Origin of the sequence: Methylobacter marinus A45 (genome assembly GCF_000383855.1) — a bacterium.
Lineage (GTDB): Bacteria > Pseudomonadota > Gammaproteobacteria > Methylococcales > Methylomonadaceae > Methylobacter > Methylobacter marinus.
The window spans coordinates 1835774-1861754 of the sequence record NZ_KB912877.1 but is presented as its reverse complement, the minus strand read 5'-3'; the positions used below and the strand labels follow the sequence as shown (position 1 = coordinate 1861754).

Genomic DNA, 25981 nt, shown 5'->3' with positions numbered 1-25981 from the left:
CGGGAAGTCCATTGGCGGCTGCCCGCTAGGTTGCAAGCACCCAGCGGCGGGTCTTGCCTTCCCGTTCGAAGCCAACGGAGGCGTATACCTTGGAATGCCCCCAATGCCGTGCACCAGCGGAAACCGGGGCAGCCCGGGTTTCCTGTTCGAGGCGCTGTCCATACGTATATCGTCCCAAGGGCGATATGCGGCAATCAGGCATTGAGGCTGTTAACCGAACCAGCCTCTTTCCCGCCGGTTATGAAAAGAACCGCTCTGACCCGACACCCATTGCCGCGTTAGGGTTGATAACCATCGGACAGTGTTTTCAGAAATGTCACAATCGCATCTTCCTGGTCTTCTGTGAGATGCAGGTTACCCAATTCCCTTATATTCACGTTCTCGGGCACCTCAGATGCCGGCCAGCAGTTCTGAGCCAGCGCATCCGCTTCTGTAGTGAACGGATCGGCACAGACAGGCTTGACGTCCCGCGTGTTGTAGAAATGGACAATCCCCTTCAAGCTCTTGAAATAACCATTATGCCCATAGGCCTTGACAAACCCTTCATGCGGCCGCTTGTCGACGTTACGCAGCGTGGGCACCTTCTGTTTGCCATCGTTCGCTGCTGCAAATTGCTGGTAATCTTCCCGGCTCGCCAGGAATCCTCCTAAACCGAGGTCGATCCAGCTGTCCCCCAAGGGGTTGAAATCCGTCTGGGTGTAGAAGGGGTTCTCGGGATTCCGGGGCACGCCCAGATTTTCATAGGTAAAGTCGGTGAATAAAGGCGGCTCACCGTTGGGCCCCCGATCCAGAACATGGCAGTTCGCACACCTACCTTTAGTTTTGAACAGGATCAGGCCTTTCCTCTCCTCCCTGGTTAGTCTGGCCAGACCCTTAAGGTAATAATCGTATTTCGAGGTAAAGGCATTGGATTCGGGCGATGCCTCGAAGGCAGCGATGGAGCGCGCGATGTTGTCAAAGGCGGCAGCCACCTTGTCCGGGTCGCAGACATCCGGTCCCCACACTTGCTGAAAGAGGTCGGCATAAGAACTGCCACAAACCTCTGAAACGACATCGGCTGACGCGGACAAAGCCTGTTCCAAAGGGTTTAGGAATGGACCTTGTGCCTGGTCGGCGGCGGGGTTTCCCAGTTTTTCGCCAGTGGCGCGACCGTCCCAGAAGTTGCCGCCGATGAAGAGCGCTTCCCTCCTTTCCATCATATAATGCAGGGTCGGGCTGAATGTCGCATAAGCCGAGCTAGGCGGTTTACGGTTGCCGAAGCGCCCTGGTATGGACCCTTCATACACTCCCCCCGTTGCGTTAATAGCCGCGTCAGGTCCGGTCCAGCCAACCTCGGGCGAGTGGCACGCGGCACACGCTTGATTGGCGTTGAAGGACAGGTTCGGATCAAAAAAGATGTCTTTGCCCAACTGCTCGATTGGTGTCAACGCCTGCGCTGCCCCTGTTGCGGTGGTCAGACAAAGGGCTGTCGCATAAATGATGGCCGTCTTACGCATGGCACATTTCTCCTGTATTGAGATTGATAGATAGTTGAGAGTACTTGAGGTTACGGGAACAATGTTCCGAGCGTAACCGTGATTCACGTGGCGAAAGCCAAAAGCACTTTGTGACAAATGCCTAAATCATAGTCGATGCATGATGCCTCCTTTAGTCAATCTAACATTCAAAATAAGCGGCAGTGAAAAGCGACATGACGAAGGCGCCGCTTTTCACTGACCGAGTTGATGGCATAGCTAGCTCTTGTTAAGTTACAGACACGTTTTGCACTAAGATTTTCCCATTGATGCTGATGAAACGAAGAAACGCTATGTGCTCTTGGGCTTTGTATACTTTTGTTTCCAGAAGACGGCAGCAACCGTTTCTTTTCTATACACTGCAACGAACTCTCTTTCCGAAAAGTTACCAAGTTTGGCTTGGTATTCCTTGCGCTGAGCTGCTAGATTCTCTTTTGTGACAATTGCCTTTAATTGCTCGGTAAAATCCCTAACGTGCCGTTCGTGGTCGATGTCGGTCGAGGCTTGCATAAGGTTGTCCATTATGGGATTGGCAATTGCCAAGATTTCCGCTTCCGACCTCTCAAGCCAGTTCATGACGTGTCCTTTTGATAGCTAACGTCTTAAATCAGTCGACTCCAAAAGCGGCGTACCGGGCGCGAAAAAGACCACTGAACCCGCGCCGCTTTCGCGGGTCGCCTGGAGCCGATGGTTAGCCCGGATATTTCATGAAACCACAGAGAACACGAAGAACACGAAGAAAATCATGGTGTTATCATTTATCACCGATAACTTCATAAGCTCATCATGAAATATTTCTAAGTATTTGAATTGAAAAGCCTTCGTGTACTTCGTGTCCTTCGTGGTGAAATATTCAGGTTAGCCATCATTTTCGCCCCGGTATTATTTTAGGACAGTGATTGGCGAAAATCGGGCGGCCCAGAGTGCCAATCGGTAATGGTCATTTCCTTCAAGCCCATCCCCGCTGAGCTCGCCTAGTAGTCAGTCCATTTAATTATGGCGGTTAAATTGTAGGTGCGAATTTATTTATGCCCTTCAGGGTATTCGCACTATGAATACTCTGCAAACTTTAATCGTCAGAACAAGAATGACTGAGTACTAGCCGAAAATCCAAAAGTGACTGTATCTTCCATGATAACCAGATTTTAGGCAATAAACTCAGGAATATTTCATCGGTTTCTATCCGCCTCTCTTATGATGGTCTGCAATGCGACACTAACCGGGCAACCAAGAAGCGGCACGAAAAGGCCGGTAAGGCCGGTAAGGCTTATTCATGCTTCCGGTGAAAACTTTTTTTGCTGCTGAACCTTTCTGAAACATCCTCAATCACTTCCAGATGAGCGCGCCTGCGGTCCGCGAGGCGTCTGTCACTGGCCGGCTGTCGCGTGTCGGTTCTGCGGTCGTTGCGCCAGTTTCGATATTGAAATTCATTGACGGCGGTATGCTTGCCCTTGAATAGCTTCCGGTTGAGTTTTTTTACGACTTTCATTGCCACGGCATCCGGCACGACTCGTACCAGGGCATGGAATTCAAGGGTATTGAACCGGGTATCTCTTTGTCCCTTAATCCGAATGGATTCTATTCTGCCGCTTCTGCTGAAAAAACCGCCTTTGATAATCGGCCGGATAAAATCTTCTATTTCCTTCTTTCTGGTATTGGCCGGTATGTTTTTTAAAATAATGATCATTACCTGAATTTCTTATTATTGGGTAGATACTGTCTGGCATCCGGTATGTGTCGCAATTACCGATATCTGCACGTGCGGGCCGGGTTGATAAAACCGGCCCGCACGCAACTTTTAACAGCAGATAATAACGTTCAGTTTGTTCAATCACAAGATGCCGATAGCCAGGCTTGTCGGTTTGCCTGTACTACTGCCTAGATAGTGCCGCTATCGATGACCGGCGTCACCCGGTAATGGATACCCGAGCCGGAAAACTCCTGCCTTAACTGTTCCAGCAAGACCGGCAGTCCCTGCGCGGGCATATACAGTTGAAAGCGGATTTTTTTCTGCCGGCCCGTGACCTGCTCAAGCAGCGACAGGCCCTCGTTTTTATGGTCATGCGAGTTGACAATGTAACTGCTGAAGCCGTGTTCCGACTCCAGTACCAGCAAGTTATCGACAACCGCCTCTTCCAGGCCGGGCGGCACATTCAGGGTCACCAGGTATTCTTTATCGTTGCTCATGGTTTGACTCCATCGGCCATTGGCTCTGTCTCAGCGCGCGGCTCAGGCGACTGACCGAACAATTTAAACAAAATAGGCAGCAGAAACAGCGTCAGGAACGTGGACGAGACCAGTCCGCCGATCACGACGATGGCCAGCGGACGCTGAATCTCGGAGCCCGGGCCGGTCGCGAACAGCAGCGGAATCAGGCCGAAGGCCGCGATGCTGGCCGTCATCAGCACGGGCCGCAAGCGCCGCATGGAGCCGACGACCACGACCTGCGCCATGGCCATGCCGGTCGTGCGCAGCTGGTTGAAATAGCTGACCATGACCACGCCGTTCAGCACCGCGATGCCAAGCAGGGCGATAAAGCCGACCGAGGCCGGCACCGACAGGTATTCGCCCGACAGCCACAGCGCGAACACGCCGCCGATCATGGCCAGCGGAATGTTCGACAGGACCAGCGTGGCCTGGCGCACCGAGCCGAAGGTCGAAAACAGCAGCAGAAAGATCAGGCCCAGCGACACCGGGATCACGAGGGACAGCGTCGCGGCCGCGCGCTGCTGATTCTCGAACTGGCCGCCGAATTCGACGAAATAGCCGGTCGGCAGATCGACCTTGTCCCTGACGGTCTGACGCGCTTCGTCGACAAAACCGACCAGGTCACGGTCCAGCACGTTGCTGCTGATCACGACGAAACGCTGGCCGTGCTCGCGTTCCACCGACACCACGCCCTCGACTTTCTCCAGGCGCGCGACGGTCGTGATCGGCACATGGCCGCCGTCGGGCAACGTTATCTGCAGGTTTTCAAAGCTGGCCGTATCGCTGCCGCCGCGGACAATCAGCGGCGTGCGCCTGATGCCTTCCTGCACGATGCCCAGTTTCAGTCCCTCGATCTGCGCGCGCAATAGTCTCTCGATGCCGTCGCTGTCCAGGCCCAGGCGGCCGGCCGCCGTTTTGTCGATCGTCAGCTGCAGAAACTGCATGCCCTCGTTCTGCTTCGTGAACACATCGCTGGCGCCTTTGATGTTTCTCAGGACGCCGGCGATCTGCGCCGCTTTCTCGTTCAGCACATCCAGATCTGTGCCGAACAGCTTGACCGCGACATCGCCGCGCGTGCCGGTCAGCATTTCCGATACGCGCATCTCGATCGGCTGCGTGAACTTGAAGGCGATGCCCGGCGTGGTGCCCATGACCTGCCGGATTTCCTCGATCAGTTGCTCCTTGCTGTCCATGCGCCATTCATCCTTGGGCTTCAGGATCAGGAAGGTATCGGTATCGTTCAGGCTCATCGGGTCCAGGCCCAGCTCATCGGTGCCGACGCGCGAGACCGCATCGGTGATTTCCGGAATGTTCCGAAGCAGATTTTTCTGCACCTGCAGGTCCAGCGCCACCGATTGCTCCAGCGTGATCGACGGCAGTTTTTCCAGCTGTACGATAATGTCGCCTTCATCCATGGTCGGCATGAAGGTGCTGCCGATCTGCGTGAAGGCCGCCGCCGTGGCGATCAGCAAGACGCCGGCACCGATAAAGACTTTTTTACTGTTCGAAAAGCCCCACAGCAAGGCCGGCTGATACAGCTTCAGCAACTGCCGGGGCAGCCAGGGTTCCTCGTGGGACACTTGCTTCAGCAGATAGGAAGCCAGCACCGGAATCACCGACAGGGACAGCAGCAATGAGCCGCCGAGCGCGAACACGATGGTCAGCGCCACCGGCGTGAACAGCTTGCCTTCCAGCCCCTGCAGGGTCAGCAGCGGCAGGAATACGATGATGATGATCAGGATGCCCGAGGTCACGGGCACGGCCACTTCGCGTGTGGCGCGGTAGATTACGTGCAGGCGCGGCAGGCGCCGGGCTTTTTCCGCGTGCGCCATGTGCGTGATGATGTTTTCGACCACGACCACGGCCGCATCGACGAGCATGCCGATGGCGATGGCCAATCCGCCGAGGCTCATCAGGTTGGCCGACATGCCCATCTGCTGCATCAGGATGAAGGTCACGAGCGCCGCCAGCGGCAGGATCAGGGCGACGGTCAGCGCGGCGCGCAGGTTGCCCAGAAACAGGATCAGCAGAATCACGACCAGCACGATCGCTTCCTGCAAGGCATGCTGAACCGTGTCGACGGCCTTGTCGACCAGATTGCCGCGGTTATAGAACACCTTGGCCTCGACGCCGGGCGGAAAACCGGCTTTCAGTTCGTCCATTTTTGCCTGTATGCCCTCGATGGTCTGGCGCGCATTGGCGCCGCGCAGGCTCAGCACCAGGCCGGTGACGGCTTCACCCTTGCCGTTCTTGCTGACCGCGCCGTAGCGGGTCAGGGCGCCGATCCTGATGTCGGCGACATCGCTGACCTTGATCGGCGCGCCGTCCTTGTTATCGACGACGATGGCCGCGACGTCGTCCAGGGTTTTGATGCGGCCTTCGGCGCGCACGATCAGCGCTTCCTCGCCCTCGGTCAGGCGCCCCGCGCCGTCGTTGCGGTTATTGCTTTGCAGCGACTCCACCAGCTGGTCGATAGTGATGCCGCGCGCGGCCAGGCGCATATTGTCCGGCACCACCTCAAAGCTTCTGACCAGCCCGCCCAGCGAATTGACATCGGCCACGCCGGGCACGGTGCGCACGGCCGGGCGAATGACCCAGTCCAGCAGCGTGCGCCGCTCCGTCAGGCTGAGGTCGCCGCCTTCGATCGTAAACATGAACATTTCGCCGAGCGGCGTCGTCATCGGCGCAATGCCGCCTTCCACGCCCTCGGGCAGGTCGCCCCACATCGTGTTCAGGCGCTCGGCGATCTGCTGGCGCGCCCAGTAAATGTCGGTGCCCTCCTCGAAATCGATGGTGATATCGGTCAGCGCGTACTTGGCGATCGAGCGCAGCATGGTCTGGTGCGGAATGCCCAACAGTTCGACTTCGATCGGCGCGGTAATGCGCGCTTCGACCTCTTCCGGCGTCATGCCGGCTGCTTTCACGATGACCTTGACCTGAGTCGGCGAGACTTCCGGAAAGGCATCGATCGGAATGTTTTTAAACGCGTAATAGCCGCCGCCCGCCAGCAGCGCTATGACCAACAGCATCAGTATGCGCTGGCTCAGCGCAAAACGAATCAGACCGCCCATTATTCATCGCCCCCGAGTTCCAGCCAATTGGCTTTCAGCGCGGCCGCGCCCGTGACGGCGATGGCCTCGGCGCCGGTCAACTCGCCGGTAATGATGGAATCGGTAGCCTGTCTGCCCATGACTTTGACCGGTTTGACCATAAAACCCTGGTCCGTGCGGATAAAGATATAAGCATGGCCTTCGTGTTGGGCGACAGCCGAGTTCGGGACCTTGAATGCCTTCTTGTCGCTGCCCTGGATAATCCGCGTGTTGACTTTCTGTCCGGCGCGCACGGCGGCCGGCATGCTTTTGATGACGGCCCGGGCCAGCACCGTCTGGTTCTGTGGATTGACGCTCTGGCCGAGCAGGCTGATGGGCGCCGTGACATCGGTATTGTCGATCACCACCTGATCGCCGATATTGATATCCCCCAGGCGCTCCTGCGGGATGTTGATTTCCAGCCAGAGTTCGCTCAAGTCGGCGATGCGGTACAGCGGCGCCAGATTGTCTATGCGCTGGCCGGCCGCGGCCATGCGCTCGAGCACGACGCCCGACATCGGCGCGCGCACCGTCAGCCGGCTGCTCAGGCGCTGGGTCTTGGCCAGGCGCTCGATTTCCGCAGCCGACAGGCCGGCTATTTCCAGCAACTGCCGGGCTTCGTGCGCTTCGTTCAGGTAAATATTGTATTGGCTGCGCGTCTCCTGCGAACGCCGGCCGGAAATCACGCCTTCTTCCAGCAGTTTTTTGTCGCGGTTATAAACCGCCCGGCCCAGCTCCAGCTCATTGACGGCCTTGAGATATTGCTGCTGCAGGGCCAGCAGGTCCGGGCTGTTGATCTCGGCCAATACCTGGCCTTTCTCGACCTTATCGCCGACGGCCGCATGCAGTTTCGTGATCAGGCCGGCCTGGGCGGTGCTGACGACATGCTCGTGCGTCGGCGGGATCGCGACTTTCGCAGGCGCATGCAGGACCGGCACCTGGCTGGCGGGCTCGGGCTTGCCCAGTTTCACGCCCAGATTGTCGATGTATTCCGGGGTTATCTGAATGACATGGTCAGCCGCCTGGACGCCGGCGCAGGCGATGCTCAGCAGTAATAATAAAATGATGTTCATGGGGTGACTCCGACGGCTTGGTTGTACAGCGCCTTATCGCGCTCCAGTATGACTGATCGCTCTTTGGCATTCAGAAGGGCCTGCTGGGTTCTGGACTGGATTTTCAGTAAATCGATCAGGTTGATTTCACCCAGCGAAAAGCTCAGTTCGGTCATTTTTAAATGCTCCTCGGCCGCCTGCTTCAATTGCTCGGCGATGGCCAGCTCGGCCCGGTTGACTTCCAGGTTGTGTTCGGCTTCGTGGTGGGCCCGCTCGAGATCCCTGATGAGTTGCTCGCGTTCGGCAATCAGTTTGTTCAGCGCGACGTTGGCGGCGGCTATCTGCGGCGCCAGATGCGCGCTGCCGCCGAATGGCACGGACACGGCGATGTTGAAGCTTTCGGTCTTATTACTGCGTTCGTCACCGTGATCGGTGTTGATGCCGACCGAAACATCGGACTGGCCCGAGCCTACGGCCTTGATGGCAGTGACTTCGGCCTGCTTGCGCGCGATCTGGCTGTTAACCGCGGCCAGGGCAGGATGGTTCTGCTGGACTTCCGTTACGTCCGCCAGGGTTTCGCGGTAATTGCCCGGCACTTTCGTCATCTGGGTGATGCTGGCATAGCGTTTGCGCGCATGCATGACTTCGGCCTCGGCCTGGGTCAGTCGCGAGCGCTGTTGCAGCAGCTCGGTTTGCGCCAGCAGCAGATCGGCGCGCGGCAGATCGCCCAGCTCGACGCGGCGCTCAACCTTGGCCAGCAGTTGTTCGGACAGATTGACCTGGGCCTGAGCCTGGTCGTAGCGGATTTGCTGCAGTTCCATATCCCACAGGGCGGCCCTGACCAGGCCCGCCACGCGTAATTTAACCGCGGCCGACTGCATCCGCGCGCTGCTTTCGGCCTGTTTCGCGACGGCCTGCTCGGCATCGCGCTGGCCGAAGTTCCACAGCGGCGCGGTAATACTGGCATCGCCATAATGCAGGGTGCCGCTGGTGGCTTCCTGGAAGAACAGGCCGATGCTGGGCGCGCCGGCCAGCCAGCTGTCACCACGCTGTCCGAGTGCGGCGGATTCTTCTTCCAGCGCTTTTAGCCAGGCGTTGTCAGGGTATTGTTCCAGCGTTAACTCGATGGTCTGGCTCAGACTCAAACCGGCATCGACTTCGATCGGATCGAAATGGGCGACAACAGGAATGGCATCCGCAAAGCTCAGCGAGGTGGCCAGCGCATAAGCCGGCAGACACCTTCTGATAAGGCGAAGGGCAAACATAGTAAAGCTCCGGTGCGGTTTAATACCGCTTATCAGTTTTTAGAAAATAAGGAACAAGTTCCGTGGTGGAACTTAAAAAACAACGGAGATTAACGGGCAGGTGGCGCGCGGGGCGAGAGCGAGGGAATGAGCAGCCGGCAGACAAACGGCTGGGTTTGCGGGGAAAAATTCGTATCGAACGGGGAGATCGGCGCATTGAACAGGCCTATCTCGTGATGCAAGTAAGGACTTTGGTCGGCATCCGTATCGGCATGCGTCGGGTTGAGCCTGATGCCGGTATCGACACTGAACAGCATCACCTCGGCACCGGCGGTATAGGAGACCGCCTCTAGCCCCAGACCGGCGTTTTTGGCGCCATACGCTTCCAGGCCGGGGACATGCAGGCCCAGGTCGGGGATTTTCTCGCCGGCATGCGCATGCACCAACGGTGCAATCAATTGCAACATCGCCAGGAAGACAACAATATGGAAGCGTAGGGCCGACAACATCCGGTAATGCTATGCCATTAAAAAAAAATTAACAACTTGTAATTTGCCCATTCACCCTCATATCCATAAAACCTCTATTGACATCCCTCCTAAAAACTCATGAATAGATACACCGGCGTAATAGCCACTTTATTGATCGGCCTGTCCTTGTCGCTAGGCGGCATTTCCGATGCCGAGGCCAAACGCTTCGGCGGCGGCAGTTCCTTCGGCGGCCGGTCCTCGTTCAGCCAGCCTTACAAGCGCGCTGTCGCGCCGCCGGCCCGCTCGTCCAATCAGCAGCAACAGCAGCAAGCCGCGCAGCAAAACCAGACCGCCCGCCCGGGCACGGCTAACCGCGGCGGCCTGATGGGCATGCTGGGCGGTCTGGCGCTGGGCGGTTTGCTGGGCTCATTGCTGGCCGGCGGCGCTTTCCAGGGCATCAACCTTATCGATATTCTGGTGCTTGGCGGCCTGGTGTTCCTGCTTTACAAACTGTTTGCGGCCAGGAAGACAGGCACCCGGCCGCAATCACCCAATGGCTATGACGACAGCGCGGCAGCCTATACGCCGCAGTCCGGTTCATCGAACCCGGCCGGATTCGATACCGATATTCTGTTTAATAAAGACAAGCCAGGCGCTGAAACGGCTTCGCAAGATGCCTACTTCGGCCAGGACATCGCCGTTCCGGCCGGTTTCGACACCCCGGCGTTCCTGGCCGGCGCCAAAACCGCCTTCAAGGCGCTGCAAAAAGCCTGGGATGAGCGTGACCTGGCCGAAATCAGAGGCCTGACAACCGACAAGGTATTCGCCGAAATACAGGACCAGCTTAAAGCCTCCCGCGAGGAAAACCGCACCGACGTCCTGAAACTGGAAGCGGAACTGTTGGAAGTGCGTGAAATCGGCACCGAACTGCAGGCGGTCGTCCTGTTCGATGCCATCATGCGAGAAAACGATAATGTCCATGCCGATCAGGTCCGCGAAGTCTGGCATTTCGTCAAGCCCAAAAACAGCATACAGCCTACCTGGTATCTGGACGGCATTCAGCAATTGGAAGATTGATTGCTGGGGTCGGCCAAGTCGTTGATAGCGCTCTGGCGGGGTTGCTGAACCCGGCATTTCAAGGCCGACCAAGCTCCGTAGGTCGGGTTTACCCTAAAGGGCATAAAAGCGCAGCGTAACCCGACACTTTCGCTAACCCGACCTACGATTACGGTTTCGTTGTGCTGGTGCTGTTTATTCATGACCTACACCTTCGAGATCAATGCCATCTCGCCCCCAATCGGGCGGATATATGCCTGCTTCAACATAACGGCGAAAACTGGAATACGGCCAATCGATTGGCGATGACGCCAATCGATGTTTGACCGGATTGTAATGGATGTAATCGACATGGCGCTGAAAATCGGTTTCGTCACGTATCACATGCTCCCAATAACGGTGTTGCCAAACCGCCTGTTCGCCTCGCGATTGGCGAGAGGCGTTGCGGTATTGCCGCAACGCCGGATCGCAATGTTTGGTAAACCCGGTTTTGATCAATCTCCAACGGGTAGCGTAATCGCTGTCGCCGGACGGCAATGTCCAAAGGCAATGTAAATGATCCGGCATTACTACCATCGCGTCGATCTCGAACGGGCGGGATTTGCGTACATTGCGAAATGCGTCGCGCAGGACTTCGACCATTGCTGCATTGTTAAACACCGGCCTGCGTTTTTCCGTGACTACGGTAAAGAAATAACTCCCTCCTGGGATGAATACGCGTCGGTATTGCATGATTATTGTCCGGTTACACTATCGCTAAAATTATTCATTGCAAATCAGCTCCGTAGGTCGGGTTAGCGCAGCGTAACCCGACACTTTCGTGCCCCGATGCGTCTACTTGGCTCCGACCTGTCGGGTTACGCCAAAGGCTAACCCGACCTACAGTCTTTGGCTCAGAATTCATAACCCAGTCCTCCCATCTTCGATTGGATCGAGGTGACGGGATTGCGCCCGTCACCTCTGCCACACCACCGGACATACGGTTTTCCGCATCCGGCGGTTGGAATCAACGGCTAAGCCGCTCAAGGTTTTGCTCCTTGTCGATACATCTTACGTTGTAAACGCCCTGTTATTGCACTCGCCACACCCTGCCTCTCTGCTTGTTCGTGTCCTACGGTCGTGCTTTTGCTACACGCTTCTTTCAGGCTGGCCTCGCGACTTCCCCCTTGCGCTTCACCACGGTTGTCGTTATTACTTCCGGTTATCTCTTTTCAGATAACAAGTTTTAGCCCATGCCGGGCACACTATTCGCACGCCATGAATACTCTGCAAATTTACTCGTCAGAACAAGGCCGATTAAGTGCTGGATTCTGGTATATAAGGTTGGCATGTAAAGCAAAAATCATTGCGCTTGTATGCCCCATTTTGTTTCAAGATAGTCATGCCGCGTATCGAAGATGCGTTTCAATTTATCGCCGATCAATAGGGCATGTAGCAATTCGCCCAGCCAGCCATAGGGCATGGCGTAAAAGACAATATCTTCCACGACAATGCCGTCAGGGCATTCGTTTAAACACACTTCATGGCTCCAGAATTCAAATGGCCCAATGCGTTGCTGATAAATGAAACGCAACGGCTTCTGGCAATGGCTGATTTCCGACAACCAGGACATTCGAATGCCCCATACTGCTTTCATTTGATAGCTGATCATCAAGCCGGCATAAATTTCGTCGGGCACTGGCGAAGTAATGTCGACATGAAAAAAATCGGGTGTGATGTCGTTGAGAAAATGCGGCGAAGAAAAGAATTCCCAGGCTTGCTTGCGGGTCATGCCTAGCGTTTGTCTACGGTAGAGTTGATAAATTTTCACAGTGTTATTGAGGATGAATGTGATGTCGCAATCTACCATAATTGCGCAAGGTTTTTACGCTTCGCTTCTGCCTTTTATTGGCCATTGACACTCAAGGCTCTGCTAAGAACGGAGTGCACTTGTTCGCTCGTGGCGACAGTGCATCCTATGGCTCTGTCCGAGACGTCGAGTAGCACGGGTGTAGATCTATATCGTCTTGGGCTGAACCTCTTTGGACCCAAGATGTTTAAGATGGATTTGATAATTGTGCTTGAAATCGGGTTCGGATGATGCTGTCATTATGGCGTAACCTTATGATTCGTCGCGGAATGCTCCCTCGCAGTGAAGGCTTGAGGTTACATTTTATAAACAATCGGGCGATAAGATTTTTTCTCCGCGTAGCGGCTTCGTCCAGTCAAATCCGTGATCACCGGGCTTGTTCAACAACCGGTTCAGATTGTGGTTCGCTTTGCTCACACAATCTAACCTTATTCGTTATGTTGCCGGCATGTAAAAGACGCTGTGTTCCCAGTATTTCTTGGGTAGCTTGTCAGCGGACAGCCACCCCATGCGCTTGAGATACCTTGCGATAAACCAGTTTAGCGAGCCGTGCCCAACGAACAATACAGTGCCGTGAGTTGAAGCCAAATTGGCGAGTTGCTCGGCGCAGTTGTGTGCTCTTGCCTTGGCCGATTTGAACGACTCTGCGTTGGCTGAATATCCGAGCGCCCAGGCAAGCCGAAAAAACACCAACCACGCCTGCAACGAGAGGGTTGGGAAACGCCACGCAGCGTGAGGCATATCCATTTCTCGGAACATGTGGGAATAGGCTCCTATACGCTCAACCCCAAGGGCATTAGCAGATTCCAAAGAGCGTGGAAGGTTACTGCACACAGTAAAAGCACATCGGCTGGCTTGCGCAACAGCTTCTTGCGTGGGCAGGCACTCGGTATCGATACCGGCAGCGTTGTATTGTTCAACCCAAACGCCAAACTCTGCCGCATTCAATCGGTGGCGTGTGTCGATCTTGGGTTTGCCATGTCGCATCAGGACGATTTGCAACGGAGGTCTCCTGAAACATAACGCAAAGCTAAAGGGCGCGCAGTGAAGCGGAGCGTCCCTTTGAGCGACGTGTTATCAGGGAAGTTCTTGAAATTCATAACTAGACGCCTCAATGCTTAATATATCGCCTGTTTGCATTTCAATTCGAAAATTATTTTCTTCAAACCGAACTGCGTTAATACAGGATGACTCCCCCCATGGAGCATAATGAGAGATTTCGATATTTGTAACGCCGTAAAAAATAAGCTCGCACGGTTTGGCCTTTAATTTCGGATTTAAGAATACATCTAACGTTAATACTACCTGCTTTTGATTCCAACAAATCCGAATCTCTTGCACGATTGCGTCGTGAAGTGGAAGTGTACCTATATCACTCGTTACGCTGTTCATTTCGCCTTATAACGCAAAGCTAAAGGGCGCGCAGCGAAGCGGAGCGTCCATTTGAGCGCCGGGTTATGCAATTGGTTGCGGAGGACTTGAATAGCCAGCAGAGTCATATCCATCATTAATTTCATTAATGATATGTTGAATAGTCCATTCCAACTCATCTTGATTGCACCAATATTCATTAATTTCACCATAATGAGTAAATTTTGATTTATTGAACCCATGTTCAATATCGTTATACCAAACAACAGAATTGCCAATTAAACCAACGACCCAAAATCCATTGCCTTCGTTACCCCAAGGATTTTGTTTCCATTTTTCAGGAATAATGCGAATGACTTCCCATAGTCGCTTTTGGGGAAGTGACATTCTTTTCCAAGCTGAATTTATTTCATCCCATATTTCAGCCTCTGTCATTGGTTGCCATTCCATTATTCTATGCTGCGTAACGTAAAGCTAACCGGGCGCGGCACGGAAAGCTGGAACAAAACCGCATTATGACCGCGCTCCGGTTGAGCGCCATGTTAGAGCTTAAAGTAAAGTTCATCATCATTTTTTCCTTCTGGACGAAAAATGGCAACATGCCCGGATAGGCCAAGAATTAGCCAACCTCCATACGACGAAGCTTGTTCATAAGCTTCTTTGAGACTATTAAACGTCGTACCAAAGGTTCCATTGCTCGAATAAAGAACCGCTGCGGTACGCCATTCTTTTCCATCGAGAGACTTTGTGGTTTTTGATAAATCAATTTCAGAACCAAGCTTGTGATCTAAAGCCTCCAAGAATTTCTTTCTATTCTTGCTGCTTCCGACGAAGCCTGTATAGCGCGCCTGTTTCTCCTTAACAACAACGCGTTGTATAAATACATTTACGAGTTCTGCGGCATCCATTTTTAAGCTCTAACGCAAACGTAATGGGCTGGTTTGGAGCGTCAGCGGAAAACCAGTCCCAATTGACGCGTTTGTTGGACGAAGCCGCTAACGCGGAGAAGAACCCTGACGCCTGATTGTTTATAAAATGTAACCTCAAGCCCTCACTGCGAGGGAGCATTCCACGACGAATCATGAGGTTACGCCATAATGACAGCATCATCTGAAGCCAATTTCAAGCACAATTATCAAAGCCATCTTAAACACCTTAAGCTCAAAGGGCTCCAGCCCAAGACGATCGAGGCCTACGCCCGTGCCATTCGGCGTATCGGCCAGTATTTCGATGAGCAAATTACTGAGCTGTCCGAACCGCAATTGACCGACTATTTCTCCGATTTGCTGGAATCGCATTCCTGGAGTTCCGTCAAGCTGGACCTCTACGGTCTTAAATTCTTCTACGCCCATGTGCTGCATAAGCCCTGGGTCAATATCGGTCTGATCAAACCGCCACGGGCCCAACGCTTGCCGGATATCGTCACGGTAGAGGAAGCCCAGCGTTTGTTCCTGGCCACCCACACCCTCAGTTACCGGGTTTTCTATTTCACCGTCTACAGCCTTGGGCTGCGTCTGGGCGAAGGTTTGCGCTTGGAGGTGGACGATATCGACGCCGAACACCAGCGCGTGCACATCCGCGATGCCAAAGGCAATAAAGACCGGTTGGTGCCGTTGCCGGAGGCAACGTTGTCCCTGTTACGCCGCTTCTGGCAGGTCCATCGTAACCCGGTGTTGTTGTTTCCTAATCGTCAAGGTGGGCTCAAGGGCGCATGCCGGGCAACGACACCGCTGGATCGCGGCGGCGTGCAAGCAACGCTGCGCAAGGTGGCGCAAGACTGTGGTCTAAAAAAAAGATTACGCCACACAGTTTACGTCACAGCTATGCCACGCATCTGATCGAAGCCGGTGTCGCCTAAAGCGCCTACTGTTGGCGATCTGCTGGAAGTGCAGAAGATCCTCGGTCACCATTCGATTCTTACCACCGCCCGCTATACCCACCTGACCTCCGGTACGAACCAGAACGCCAACCAGACGATCAATGCTCTGATGAATGGTTTTGCCATTGACTGGAGGACGGTCAAATGATCCTGCTCTCATCGATCATCGCAACCTTTGAAGCCGAATTTCTCGCGCGCTATCAAGACAGACTATTGCCCAGCCAGCGCCAGGCACTGGCCGCTATGGAACAGTGCCACACTTCGCTAAGTCCTGTGATGTTGGCGCAATGCGACGACTGCTCCCAGCAAGTCTACGTCCCGCATTCCTGCGGCCATCGCAACTGTCCCCACTGCCAGTCTCATGAATCGCAACAATGGCTGGAAAGGCAATTGCAAAAGCAAGTACCCGCCGAGTATTTTTTGTTAACCTTCACCTTGCCCGAAGAATTCAGAACGCTGGCCTGGCAACAGCAGCGCACGCTGTATGACTTGATGATCCGCTGTAGCTGGGAGACCGTCAAAACCTTCACACAAAACGACCCGAAGCTCCAGGGAAACGCCGGCGCCATCACGGTACTGCACACCCATTCACGCCGTCTCGATTATCACCCGCATGTGCATCTGGTGATGCCGGCGGCCGCCATCGATAGGGACAAACGGCTCTGGCGGACCAAAAAAGGCAAACACAACCACAAAACCTATCTCTTCAGTCATAAAGCACTGGCCAAAGTCTTTCGCGCTAAAATGCTCGAGGCGATTACACAAGCAGGACTGGCTCTGCCCGACCGTTACGACCCACAGGGAGGTGGGGAGTGCAGAAACCGCAGGGAGCGGGTTTCTGTCCCCGGAAAAATGGGGCGTCGACGTCAAGTCCGTCGGTCGTGGCGACAAAGCCCTGGTCTATCTCGGCCGCTATCTGTATAAAGGCGTCATCCAGGAAAAGAATATTATCGCCTGCCGGGACGGCCAAGTGACTTTCCGTTACCGGGACAGCAAAACCCAGCGATGGCAGACCCGCACCTTACCGGGTGTCGAATTCCTAGGGCTGATTCTCCGCCATGTCCTGCCCAAGGGCTTCAGGCGCACTCGCAACTTCGGTTTTTTGCACCCCAACAGCAAACGGCTAATCGGCTTATTGCAATACTTGCTCGGCCTTAATCCAAATCAGGCCATCGTTCGCATTGGAAACGCCGATGCCAACCGGCTCATGAAAAACCGGACACGACAAGTTATGTAAGCTCAGCATTCACCCCCGGCCAAGCCTGAAGTGGTCTTTTTGCGCCGAGGGTTTCGCTCGTCCTAAATCCGGGGCATAATGCGTCTACAAGCATCCAATTCCGGAGGATGGGCCGCAGGCGACCCTTCCAGCTTATCTTTGAGCCTTAGCGCGTTAAACAAGCCTCCACCACCCTCAAACTCCGAAAAGATATTTTCTTATATAAAGTCAGCTCTGCGACCACCGGGCTTGTCCAACAAACGGTTCAGATGGTGGCTTCGCGCGCGGCGCTCGCACCATCTAACCTTATTCGTTAGGCAGGATGCGTGATTGCAAGACCCCGCGTTTCTTGAAAACGGGGCAAGCTTCAGCTTGCCCCGCATAGTATTAGTCTTTTTTTCTTTTTTCATCACCAGATTTTTGTGAAGGCGTGCGATCATCACCTTTATTGGTTCGGTGATCGTGACCACCAGAGTTTTTGTTATTTCCGTACTCTATGACGCCGGACTTGCCATCAGATGACTTTGATCCACCACCAAACAGGCCATCGAAAATCCCCATGTTTCTCTCCTCATTTAATGTTCCGTGCTCACAATTAAAAGACTAAGCGCCTGAGCACGTTGACGCCTAACGTTCAAAATCACCGGCCTGCGCGGCTTTTCGCGCAGGTCCGGTGCATTGTAGGGTTAGCCATTTTCGTTATGGACGTGAAAGAACTTTGCCAGCGAAGTACTCAGGGCTGCAATGTAGGCTGAATCCTCTTCTGAAGCGACAAGCGCGGAGAGTTCCAATCCGATAGGAGTCAAGGCGTAGTTGTGGAGTTTCACGCCGCCGCGCTTCGCCCGAAGGTTTAATTGCGTAGAGTCAAAATAGAAAGACAATTCTTGCTCTCGCGGGAACTCTCCCAAAACTAATTCATCTTCATACATAAGCCCTATTCGTGCCAAATTCATGCGGTCAAGAAATGGTAAACCGAACTTATTGATCTCGATCTTTGGGGTTTCAGAAAGACTGAGCCAACTGTGGCGGAAAGCCCCATGGAGAATGGTTTTTCGACCTTCCTCTGGCGTAAAAGAGCACGCCAGTTTGCAGGCGGCCTGAAATGAGTTCGCCTCTCGGCGAGTCATTTTTCGCAACACCTCTAGCGCTCTCGGCGAAAACGTTCCGGGTATTCCAACTTCCAATGCCAGAACCCTCGACCATAGAGCTTGCATCTCAGCTCCGGAAACGCTTTGTGCATGCTCAAAGAAATTGCTAAGCCAGTCCTGGTCGACTTCCTCGGTAGTTGGCGCTGGTTGAGGCTGGGCTAATGCCCCTTCAATGATTCTCTCGATATTTAGTTGTTGTTGGAGGGCTCTATGTTGTAGTCGGGCTTCCAATCGAGCCTCTAGTGCTTGTTTCCCCTCTGCGTGAATCATGTTCGCTTCTGACTTCGCCCTTGCAAGCTCCAGGGTGTTTCGAGTCTTCGCATCAGTTTTGGCGGCTTCGAGCATAGTCAGGCGGTAAGCCTCAGCGTCTGCGTCGCGTCGTATTCCATAAGGGCGGTAAACCGCCCCCAATGCACGCTCGACAGCGGCAATCAGTTTATCTGTACCTTTTCCGAGACCTAGTAAGTCATCCATAGTAACTGCGCAAGAAATGTGATTAGGAAATAGCTAACGTTTCGAGCTAAGCACCGCTTCTCTGTGAGCTTTAAAGTATCAACAGTTCTTTTGGTCATCTTAACTCTTTAAAAAATAATCAAGCTCTGATGAAGCGTGTGCTTGAGCGAGCTTTAGGCCGAAATAGCCCCTTAACGTCGAATGGCACAGAAGCGAGTGGCGCAGTCGAAAAACTTCTATTGCGAAGCGGCGGTTGCCAGTGCATAACTTTAGTTATGCACTGGCAACCGCCGCTTCGCTATGTAACATGTTTTTGAGACTTTGTCACCGTGCACTGTTGACCTTCTATCCTAAGGAAGGTGCCTATTTTGGCTTAATTATTAAGTAGACACCTTTTCAGGTGTATATAAAATTTAAATTGCAGGTGTATAACGCCACTCTCGCAATCCGTTAGGTATGATTTTATAGTCATCGCTCTATTGATAGCAACCTTATTTATGCAAACTGGAAAGACACCGCCAAAACTCCTTGATCAAGTCTGCGAACCTATACGCGTTAAGTACTTTACCTTTACTGGATAATGTCGTGCGTGTTAAGCAGCCGCAACGTTTACAAAATGTGTTGATGCGCGCAGAGGAGGAGGTCTTGTTGGTACGGTGAGCGGCTCCATGGTTTGATGGCAAATCTCATGTACAGCATGGGCATGCGTTTAATGGAGTGTATGCGTCAAGAAGATTGGGGATTGTAACCCCGGTTTCAAGATCTCTTCAGCGCCTGAGCTAATTGGCTATAAAAACATTGCGGACGACAGCATGGACCTCCCGCAGTATTTTCGCTTGCATGGAATAATGATAACGACATTATCAAACGTTCGGGCCGGTTTACAAATCTTATCCGCGTGAGGCAGGTTTCCACCGGTTCAGCGCTTGGTGTTGTCTTTATATCCCGATGTGCCGGTGATGGATTTGCTGTGGCTGGACTGATTGGAAAGTATCACTGGGAATCAACCACGAAGAATACAAAAAACTTCATGCTCTCTGAGTTCTTCGTGGTGTATTAATCGATCTGCTGAACGCCGCCTCAGCCCTGTTCCAGTTCAAGGCGCTTGACCGCCTGTCTTACCAATTCGCTCAGCTCACTGCCGCCTTCGCGGTAGTACTGGATGATTTCCTTGCGCATGCGCGGATCCCAGAATTTGCGCAGGTGATCGAAAACGCCGTCCACGGCGGCTTCCTTGTCGGGATCGGAATTGAAGAAGTGGCCAATGTCATTGGCCATTTTTATCAGTCTGGCTGTGTGATGCATGGTTATTTCAATAAGGTAGGGTAAGTCGTATGGGTTAAGCGTTCGGCATGGCTGTAGACGACATGCTGGTCGTCGCGTGAAAAGCCGACCAGCGTCAGGCCGGTGTCTTCGGCCAGGCGGATCGCGAGGCCGGTCGGAGCGGAGATGGCAGCCAGCAGCGTGATGCCGACGGTCGCGGCCTTCTGGACCAGTTCATAGCTGGCGCGGCTGGTCATGATCAGAAAGCCGTCGGCCGGGTTCTTGCCGGCACGCAGCAGCAGTCCGATCAGTTTGTCCAGCGCGTTATGGCGGCCGACATCCTCGCGCACGTGCTGTATGCCCTGGCCCGGCACGACCCAGGCGGCGGCATGGACTGCACCCGTGAGCTGGTTCAATGTCTGCCAATCGCGAAGCTGGGCCAGTGCATTGCAAAGCTCCGTTGCCGGCACGGTCAGGCTGCCGTGCACGGGGCCGGTAGGGCGTATGGCCTGATCGAGATTGCTGGCGCCGCATAGGCCGCAGCCGGTGCGGCCGGTCAGGTTGCGGCCCTTGTCGGCCAGGCAGCGGAAGCGCTGTTCGGTGATCCGGATGCGCACTTCGATGCCGTTGGAACGCTGGTACACGCGCGTGGCCAGCACTTCATCCGCCCGCTGCACGATGCCCTCGGTGATGCTGAAACCGAGGGCAAAGTCTTCCAGATTGGTCGGCGTCGCCAGCATCACGACATGCGGCAGGCCGTTGTAGACCAGCGACACCGGGGCTTCCTCGGCAACGTAATCCAGCTGTCGCGAATAACTATTGCCCTGCCAGCGTTCAACGGTATTTTGTTGATAACTGGGCCATCCCAGTTCCAGGTTTAAAGGCAATGTCTGCATGGTCTTGTTCCCGTTACGAGTGCAGGCTGGCCTGATCCAGCAGGTGCAGCTGTTCTTCCGTAAAGTCATGGTAGCGGCGCTGCCATTCCGAAGACTGGCTGACTTTGGCGACCTGTACCGCCGTGACCTTGTACTCGGGGCAGTTGGTTGCCCAGTCCGAATTGTCGGTGGTGATGACGTTGGCGCCCGATTCCGGGAAGTGGAAGGTCGTATAGACGACGCCCGGCTGGACGCGGTCCGTGATCAGAGCCCGCAGTACCGTCTCGCCGGCACGGCTTTTGATGCCGACCCAGTCGCCGTCTTTAATGCCGCGGTCTTCGGCGTCATGCGGATGGATTTCCAGGCGGTCTTCGGCATGCCAGGCGACGTTGTCGGTGCGACGCGTCTGCGCGCCGACATTGTATTGCGACAGGATGCGTCCGGTGGTCAGAATCAGCGGGAACTGCCGGTTCGTGCGTTCCTGGGTCTGCACGTATTCGGTCACCATGAACCGCCCCTTGCCGCGCAGGAATTCCTGCTCGTGCATGGTTGGAGTGCCTTCCGGCGCTTCGTCGTTGCACGGCCATTGCACGCTGCCTACTTGGTCGATTTTCTCGTAACTGACGCCGGCGAAGCTGGGCGTGAGCCTTGCGATTTCGTCCATGATTTCGGACGGATGGCTGTAGTTCATCGGATAGCCCATGGCATTGGCCAGCAGCTGCGTGACCTGCCAGTCCTGATAGCCGCCCAGCGGCGCCATGACCTGACGCACGGGCGAGATCCGGCGTTCGGCATTGGTGAATGTGCCGCTCTTTTCCAGGAAGGACGAGCCGGGCAAGAACACGTGCGCGAACTTGGCCGTTTCGTTCAGGAACAGATCCTGCACGATCACGCATTCCATCGCGCGCAGGGCCGCGTGCACGTGCTGAATGTCCGGGTCCGATTGCGCGATGTCCTCGCCTTCGACGTACAAGCCCTTGAAGCTGCCGTCCAGCGCCGCATCGAACATGTTCGGAATACGCAGGCCCGGTTCGGATTCCAGCGCAACGCCCCAGTTTTGTTCAAACAGCTGCCGCGTGGCCGCGTCGGAGACATGGCGGTAGCCGGGAAATTCATGCGGGAATGAACCCATATCGCACGAGCCCTGGACGTTGTTCTGGCCGCGCAGCGGGTTGACGCCGACGCCGATGCGTCCCAGATTGCCCGTCGCCATGGCCAGGTTGGCGATGCCGATAACCATGGTCGAGCCCTGGCTGTGTTCGGTGACGCCCAGGCCGTAATAGATCGCGCCGTTGCGGGCTTTGGCATACAGTCTGGCCGCAGCCCGGACCTCGGCGGCCGGTACGCCGGTAATGGCTTCGGACGCTTCGGGCGAATTGCGCTCTTCGGCGGCAAAACTTTTCCATTTGCCGAAGGAGACGACGTCGCAACGTTCCTGCACAAACGCTTCATCAACCAGACCTTCAGTAACAACGACATGGCCCAAGGCGTTGATCAGCGCCACGTTGGTGCTGGGGCGCAGTTTCAGGTGGTGGCTGGCCTTGACATGCGGAGTCTTGACCAGATCGATCTCGCGCGGGTCGGCCACGATCAGTCTGGCGCCCTGGCGCAGGCGTTTTTTCATCTGCGAGCCGAACACGGGATGGCCGTCGGTCGGATTGGCGCCGATGACCATGATGACGTCGGCGTGCATGACCGAATCGAAGTTCTGCGTGCCGGACGATTCGCCGAAGGTTTGCTTCAGGCCGTAACCGGTCGGGGAATGGCACACGCGCGCGCAGGTATCGACGTTGTTGTTGCCGAAGCCGGCACGTATCAGTTTTTGTACCAGATAGGTCTCTTCATTCGTGCAGCGTGATGAGGTAATGCCGCCGACTGAGTCCTTGCCATAGCTGCCCTGTATGCGTTTCAGTTCGGAGGCGGCGTAGTCGATCGCCTCTTCCCAGCTGACTTCCTGCCAGGGGTCCTTGATGCTCTTGCGGATCATGGGTTTGGTAATGCGGTCCTTGTGGGTCGCATAACCGAACGCGAAGCGGCCCTTGACGCAGGAATGGCCGTGGTTGGCCTTGCCGTCCTTGTCGGGGACCATGCGGATGACCTGGTCGCCCCGCATCTCGGCCCGGAACGAGCAGCCGACGCCGCAGTAAGCGCAGGTCGTGACCACGGCGTGTTCGGGCTGGCCGTGCTCGATGACCGATTTTTCCATCAGCGTCGCGGTCGGGCAGGCCTGTACGCAGGCGCCGCAGGAGACGCATTCGGAATCCATGAAGGCCTGATTCTGGCTCGGCGAGACTTTGCTGTCGAAGCCGCGGCCGTCCAGGGTCAAGGCGAAAGTACCTTGGGTTTCCTCGCAAGCCCTGACGCAGCGCGAGCAGACGATACATTTGCTGGGATCGAAGCTGAAGTAAGGATTGCTGTCGTCCTTTTCGGCATTCAGGTGCGTCTTGACCGGCTCGTAGCGCACTTCGCGCAGGCCCACGGCCCCGGCCATGTCCTGCAGTTCGCAGTCGCCGTTCGAGGAACAGGTCAGGCAGTCCAGCGGGTGATCGGAGATATACAGCTCCATGATGCCGCGGCGCACTTCGGCCAGTTTGGCGTTCTGCGTGGTGATTTTCATGCCGTCGGCACAGGGCGTCGTGCACGAGGCCGGATAGCCGCGGCCGCCTTCCACCTGGACCAGGCACAGACGGCAGGAACCGAACGGCTCCAGGCTGTCGGTCGCGCACAGCTTGGGAATTTCAATACCGATAGAGGCGGCGGCATGCATGACCGAGGTGCCGGCCGGCACAGTGGCCTTGAAACCGTCGATTTCCAGCGTGACCAGCTGGTCTGACGGGCTGGCTGGCGTGCCAAAATCTTTTTCGAATTTAGACATAGTCGTCTCCTTAAATGGGTTAGGCCGCGTTCGCTTTATCTTGAGCCCCGAAATCCTCGGGGAAATGATTCAGCGCGCTCAGTACCGGATAAGGTGTCATTCCTCCCAACGCGCAGAGAGAGCCGTTCAGCAGCGTATCGCACAGATCGCGCAGCAGCGGAATATTCTTGTTGAGGTTGTCACCCTTGATGATGGCGTCCATGACCTCCGTGCCGCGTGTGGAACCGATGCGGCACGGCGTGCATTTGCCGCAGGATTCGATCGCGCAGAACTCCATGCTGTAGCGGGCCATTTCAGCTATGTTGACCGTATCGTCAAACGCGACGATGCCGCCGTGGCCCAGGACGGCCCAGATGGCCGAGAACGCTTCGTAATCGAGCGGTGTATCGAATTGTGATTCAGGCATGTAGGAGCCTAAAGGCCCGCCGACCTGCACGGCCCGGATCGGGCGTCCCGACGCCGAGCCGCCGCCGAAGTCGTACAGCAGTTCGCGCAGGGTCAGGCCGAAGGCGCTTTCGACGAGTCCCGGGCGCTTGATGTTGCCCGACAGCTGGATCGGCAGCGTGCCGCGCGAGCGGCCCATGCCGAAGTCGCGGTAATAGTCGCCGCCCTTGTCCAGGATGATGGGCACGGAAGCCAGCGAGATGACATTGTTCACGACAGTCGGCTTGCCGAACAGGCCGCTGATGGCCGGCAGTGGCGGCTTGAAGCGCACCAGACCGCGTTTGCCCTCCAGGCTTTCCATCAAGGACGTTTCCTCGCCGCAGACATAGGCGCCCGCGCCTATGCGCACTTCCAGATGGAAGGCGTGGCCGCTGCCCAGAATGTTGTCGCCGAGGTAGCCGGCTTCATAGGCGGCCGCGATGGCCGCGTTCAGCATTTTTTCCGCGTGCGGGTATTCGACGCGCAGATAGATGTAGCCTTGCGTCGCGCCGACGCCGAGACCGGCGATCGTCATGCCTTCGACCAGCACGAACGGGTCGCCTTCCATGATCATGCGGTCAGAGAAAGTGCCTGAGTCGCCCTCGTCGGCATTGCAGATGATGTATTTCTGGTCGGCCGGCGTATTCAGCACCGTGTTCCATTTGATGCCGGTCGGGAATGCCGCGCCGCCGCGGCCGCGCAGGCCGGAATCGGTGACGTGCTTGACGATGTCGGCGCTGTTCATGGCCAGCGCGTTCTTCAGGCCGCGGTAGCCGTCGTGTTTGATATAGTCGTCCAGGCTGATCGGGTCGGTGATGCCGACGCGCGCGAAAGTCAGGCGCTGTTGGCGCTTGAAATAGTCCATTTCTTCCGTGAGGCCGAGATGCAGCGCATGCGCGCCGCCGTTCAGGAAATCGGCTTCAAAAAGTCCTTCGACGTCGTTTTTCTGAACCGGGCCGTAAGCAACGCGGCCTGCTGGCGTTGCGACTTCAATCATCGGTTCCAGCCAGTATAGGCCACGCGAGCCGTTGCGCACGATATCGATTTCGAGCCCCCGGTTTCGGGCTTGTTCTGAAATGGCGGCAGCGACCTGGTCGGCACCCATGGCAACGGCGCAGGAATCATTCGGAACGTAGACAGTGATGCTCATAAGGAAGCCTCCAGTTCGTTGACGATGGCGTCGAAACGCTCTTCAGTGACACGGCCGTAAACGGCGTCATCGATTTGCAGGGACGGCGAACGGGCGCACAGGCCGAGACAATACACGGGTTCCAGGGAAAACTTCCCATCGGCCGTGGTTTCATGATAGTCGATGCCGAGCCTGTTTTTGATATGGCTCTCCAGTTGCTTGCTGCCCATGGCCTGACAGGATTCGGCGCGGCAGACGTGCAGCGTGTGTTTGCCGGGCGGCGTGTCGCGGAAGTAATGATAAAAGCTGATGACGCCATGCACTTCGGCGCGGGAAAGATTCAAGGCCCTGGCAATGTCCGGAATGCTGTCGGCGGGAATGTAACCAATCGTGTCCTGCACGCTGTGCAGAATCGGTAAAAGCGCTCCGGGCTTGTCTTTTAAAGAGGCGATAGCGTTCCGTACCGCTTCTTGTCTACCGTTAAGGTCTGTCATGTTGGTCTCGCTGTGTTGCTCTTTCGTCTCGGAATAAGGATGGCGAAGAATAGCATATTTTAAATAGGCATGTAAAAAACACATAAATATAACAAATTATGCAAAATTATTGTGGTTTTATGGCTTGTGTGTCCTGCGGGGAATCAGGGGGATACTCCAGCGTCCGGATCATGGCGTTTGTAGGGTGCGCATCGCGTACCTTCCTAGAAACTCAGTACGTATGGAGATTATGACAGGTACGCAATGCGTACCAGACTGTGAAAGAATTAGTGAAAAGCGTCATAAAAAGCCTTATTCACCACGAAGATCACGAAGGACACGAAGAAAAAATAAAATTAATCAATAACTTAAAACTTCGTGTGCTTCGTGTCCT

General features: G+C 55.2%; 24 protein-coding genes and 1 pseudogene. 4 read left to right on the top strand and 21 right to left on the bottom strand.

The features are described from left to right. Window positions 1–278: 278 nt before the first annotated feature. The 8 genes from METMA_RS0108570 to METMA_RS0108535 all read right to left on the bottom strand — a co-directional run bounded on the left by METMA_RS0108570 (window position 279) and on the right by METMA_RS0108535 (window position 9616). Window positions 279–1496, bottom strand: coding sequence for a cytochrome-c peroxidase (locus tag METMA_RS0108570; RefSeq protein ID WP_020158670.1), 1218 nt, complete (start codon window positions 1494–1496; stop codon window positions 279–281). A gap of 309 nt (window positions 1497–1805) precedes the next feature. Further along, entirely contained in the window at window positions 1806–2090 is a 285-nt protein-coding gene (locus METMA_RS24305; RefSeq protein ID WP_020158669.1) for a hypothetical protein, read from the bottom strand. A 691-nt stretch (window positions 2091–2781) separates the two neighbouring features. Continuing rightward, complete coding sequence (locus METMA_RS0108560; RefSeq protein WP_020158668.1) at window positions 2782–3201, bottom strand: RNA recognition motif domain-containing protein; 420 nt, start codon at window positions 3199–3201, stop codon at window positions 2782–2784. Between the two features lie 191 nt (window positions 3202–3392). Then, window positions 3393–3701 carry a DUF3240 family protein gene (locus METMA_RS0108555; RefSeq protein ID WP_020158667.1) on the bottom strand — a complete coding sequence of 103 codons (309 nt, stop codon included), beginning with the start codon at window positions 3699–3701 and terminating at the stop codon, window positions 3393–3395. Continuing rightward, on the bottom strand, window positions 3698–6793 hold the full coding sequence (locus METMA_RS0108550; protein WP_020158666.1) for an efflux RND transporter permease subunit: 3096 nt from the start codon (window positions 6791–6793) through the stop codon (window positions 3698–3700). The genes METMA_RS0108555 and METMA_RS0108550 overlap by 4 nt, the downstream gene beginning before the upstream one ends. After that, window positions 6793–7884, bottom strand: a complete 1092-nt coding sequence (locus METMA_RS0108545; protein WP_020158665.1) for an efflux RND transporter periplasmic adaptor subunit — start codon at window positions 7882–7884, stop codon at window positions 6793–6795. The genes METMA_RS0108550 and METMA_RS0108545 overlap by 1 nt, the downstream gene beginning before the upstream one ends. Beyond that, on the bottom strand, window positions 7881–9128 hold the full coding sequence (locus METMA_RS0108540; protein ID WP_020158664.1) for a TolC family protein: 1248 nt from the start codon (window positions 9126–9128) through the stop codon (window positions 7881–7883). Before METMA_RS0108540 ends, METMA_RS0108545 begins: the two co-directional genes overlap by 4 nt. Before the next feature lie 89 nt (window positions 9129–9217). After that, a complete protein-coding gene (locus METMA_RS0108535) occupies window positions 9218–9616 on the bottom strand; it encodes a hypothetical protein (RefSeq protein ID WP_020158663.1) in 399 nt (132 codons plus the stop codon). Between the two features lie 99 nt (window positions 9617–9715). Here METMA_RS0108535 and METMA_RS0108530 point away from each other — a divergent pair, with 99 nt between their 5' ends. Next, entirely contained in the window at window positions 9716–10654 is a 939-nt protein-coding gene (locus METMA_RS0108530; protein WP_027147155.1) for a Tim44 domain-containing protein, read from the top strand. Between the two features lie 174 nt (window positions 10655–10828). On the opposite strand, the gene METMA_RS0108525 is transcribed toward METMA_RS0108530, so the two are convergent. From METMA_RS0108525 to METMA_RS0108495, 6 genes are all read right to left on the bottom strand, one after another. Next, window positions 10829–11365 (bottom strand): REP-associated tyrosine transposase, encoded by a 537-nt coding sequence (locus METMA_RS0108525; protein ID WP_027147154.1) that lies wholly within the window; start codon window positions 11363–11365, stop codon window positions 10829–10831. Window positions 11366–11975: 610 nt separating this feature from the next. Continuing rightward, on the bottom strand, window positions 11976–12443 hold the full coding sequence (locus tag METMA_RS0108520; protein ID WP_036247658.1) for an SRPBCC family protein: 468 nt from the start codon (window positions 12441–12443) through the stop codon (window positions 11976–11978). Window positions 12444–12917: 474 nt separating this feature from the next. Continuing rightward, window positions 12918–13484 (bottom strand): histidine phosphatase family protein, encoded by a 567-nt coding sequence (locus tag METMA_RS24300; RefSeq protein WP_020158658.1) that lies wholly within the window; start codon window positions 13482–13484, stop codon window positions 12918–12920. Window positions 13485–13559: 75 nt separating this feature from the next. After that, a complete protein-coding gene (locus METMA_RS0108505) occupies window positions 13560–13874 on the bottom strand; it encodes a hypothetical protein (protein WP_020158657.1) in 315 nt (104 codons plus the stop codon). Window positions 13875–13937: 63 nt separating this feature from the next. Beyond that, the gene (locus tag METMA_RS26345; RefSeq protein WP_084254103.1) at window positions 13938–14303 is read right to left on the bottom strand and encodes a hypothetical protein; all 366 of its coding nucleotides are present in this window, start codon (window positions 14301–14303) and stop codon (window positions 13938–13940) included. Window positions 14304–14395: 92 nt separating this feature from the next. Beyond that, window positions 14396–14761, bottom strand: coding sequence for a hypothetical protein (locus METMA_RS0108495; protein WP_020158655.1), 366 nt, complete (start codon window positions 14759–14761; stop codon window positions 14396–14398). Window positions 14762–14950: 189 nt separating this feature from the next. On the opposite strand from METMA_RS0108495, the gene METMA_RS0108490 reads away from it, so the two are divergent. The 3 genes and pseudogenes from METMA_RS0108490 to METMA_RS24295 all read left to right on the top strand — a co-directional run. Then, window positions 14951–15691, top strand: a complete 741-nt coding sequence (locus METMA_RS0108490) for a tyrosine-type recombinase/integrase (RefSeq protein ID WP_020158654.1) — start codon at window positions 14951–14953, stop codon at window positions 15689–15691. 9 nt (window positions 15692–15700) lie between these two features. Further along, a complete protein-coding gene (locus METMA_RS0108485) occupies window positions 15701–15880 on the top strand; it encodes a hypothetical protein (RefSeq protein ID WP_020158653.1) in 180 nt (59 codons plus the stop codon). Next, a pseudogene (locus METMA_RS24295) lies at window positions 15877–16906 on the top strand (IS91 family transposase); the annotation flags it as partial. The gene METMA_RS0108485 and the pseudogene METMA_RS24295, both read left to right, overlap by 4 nt. Window positions 16907–17335: 429 nt before the next feature. On the opposite strand, the gene METMA_RS27465 reads toward METMA_RS24295, so the two are convergent. From METMA_RS27465 to METMA_RS0108440, 7 genes are all read right to left on the bottom strand, one after another. Then, entirely contained in the window at window positions 17336–17509 is a 174-nt protein-coding gene (locus METMA_RS27465) for a hypothetical protein (RefSeq protein ID WP_198014484.1), read from the bottom strand. 125 nt (window positions 17510–17634) lie between these two features. Further along, on the bottom strand, window positions 17635–18570 hold the full coding sequence (locus METMA_RS0108465; RefSeq protein ID WP_020158649.1) for a TIGR03899 family protein: 936 nt from the start codon (window positions 18568–18570) through the stop codon (window positions 17635–17637). Between the two features lie 1059 nt (window positions 18571–19629). Then, complete coding sequence (locus METMA_RS0108460; RefSeq protein WP_036247570.1) at window positions 19630–19854, bottom strand: formate dehydrogenase subunit delta; 225 nt, start codon at window positions 19852–19854, stop codon at window positions 19630–19632. Between the two features lie 2 nt (window positions 19855–19856). After that, window positions 19857–20708 carry a formate dehydrogenase accessory sulfurtransferase FdhD gene (fdhD, locus tag METMA_RS0108455; RefSeq protein ID WP_020158647.1) on the bottom strand — a complete coding sequence of 284 codons (852 nt, stop codon included), beginning with the start codon at window positions 20706–20708 and terminating at the stop codon, window positions 19857–19859. Between the two features lie 13 nt (window positions 20709–20721). Next, window positions 20722–23562, bottom strand: a complete 2841-nt coding sequence (fdhF, locus tag METMA_RS0108450; protein ID WP_020158646.1) for a formate dehydrogenase subunit alpha — start codon at window positions 23560–23562, stop codon at window positions 20722–20724. A 19-nt stretch (window positions 23563–23581) separates the two neighbouring features. Beyond that, a complete protein-coding gene (locus METMA_RS0108445; RefSeq protein ID WP_020158645.1) occupies window positions 23582–25135 on the bottom strand; it encodes a formate dehydrogenase beta subunit in 1554 nt (517 codons plus the stop codon). Beyond that, on the bottom strand, window positions 25132–25608 hold the full coding sequence (locus METMA_RS0108440; RefSeq protein ID WP_027147152.1) for a formate dehydrogenase subunit gamma: 477 nt from the start codon (window positions 25606–25608) through the stop codon (window positions 25132–25134). Before METMA_RS0108440 ends, METMA_RS0108445 begins: the two co-directional genes overlap by 4 nt. Between the last annotated feature and the right edge of the window lie 373 nt (window positions 25609–25981).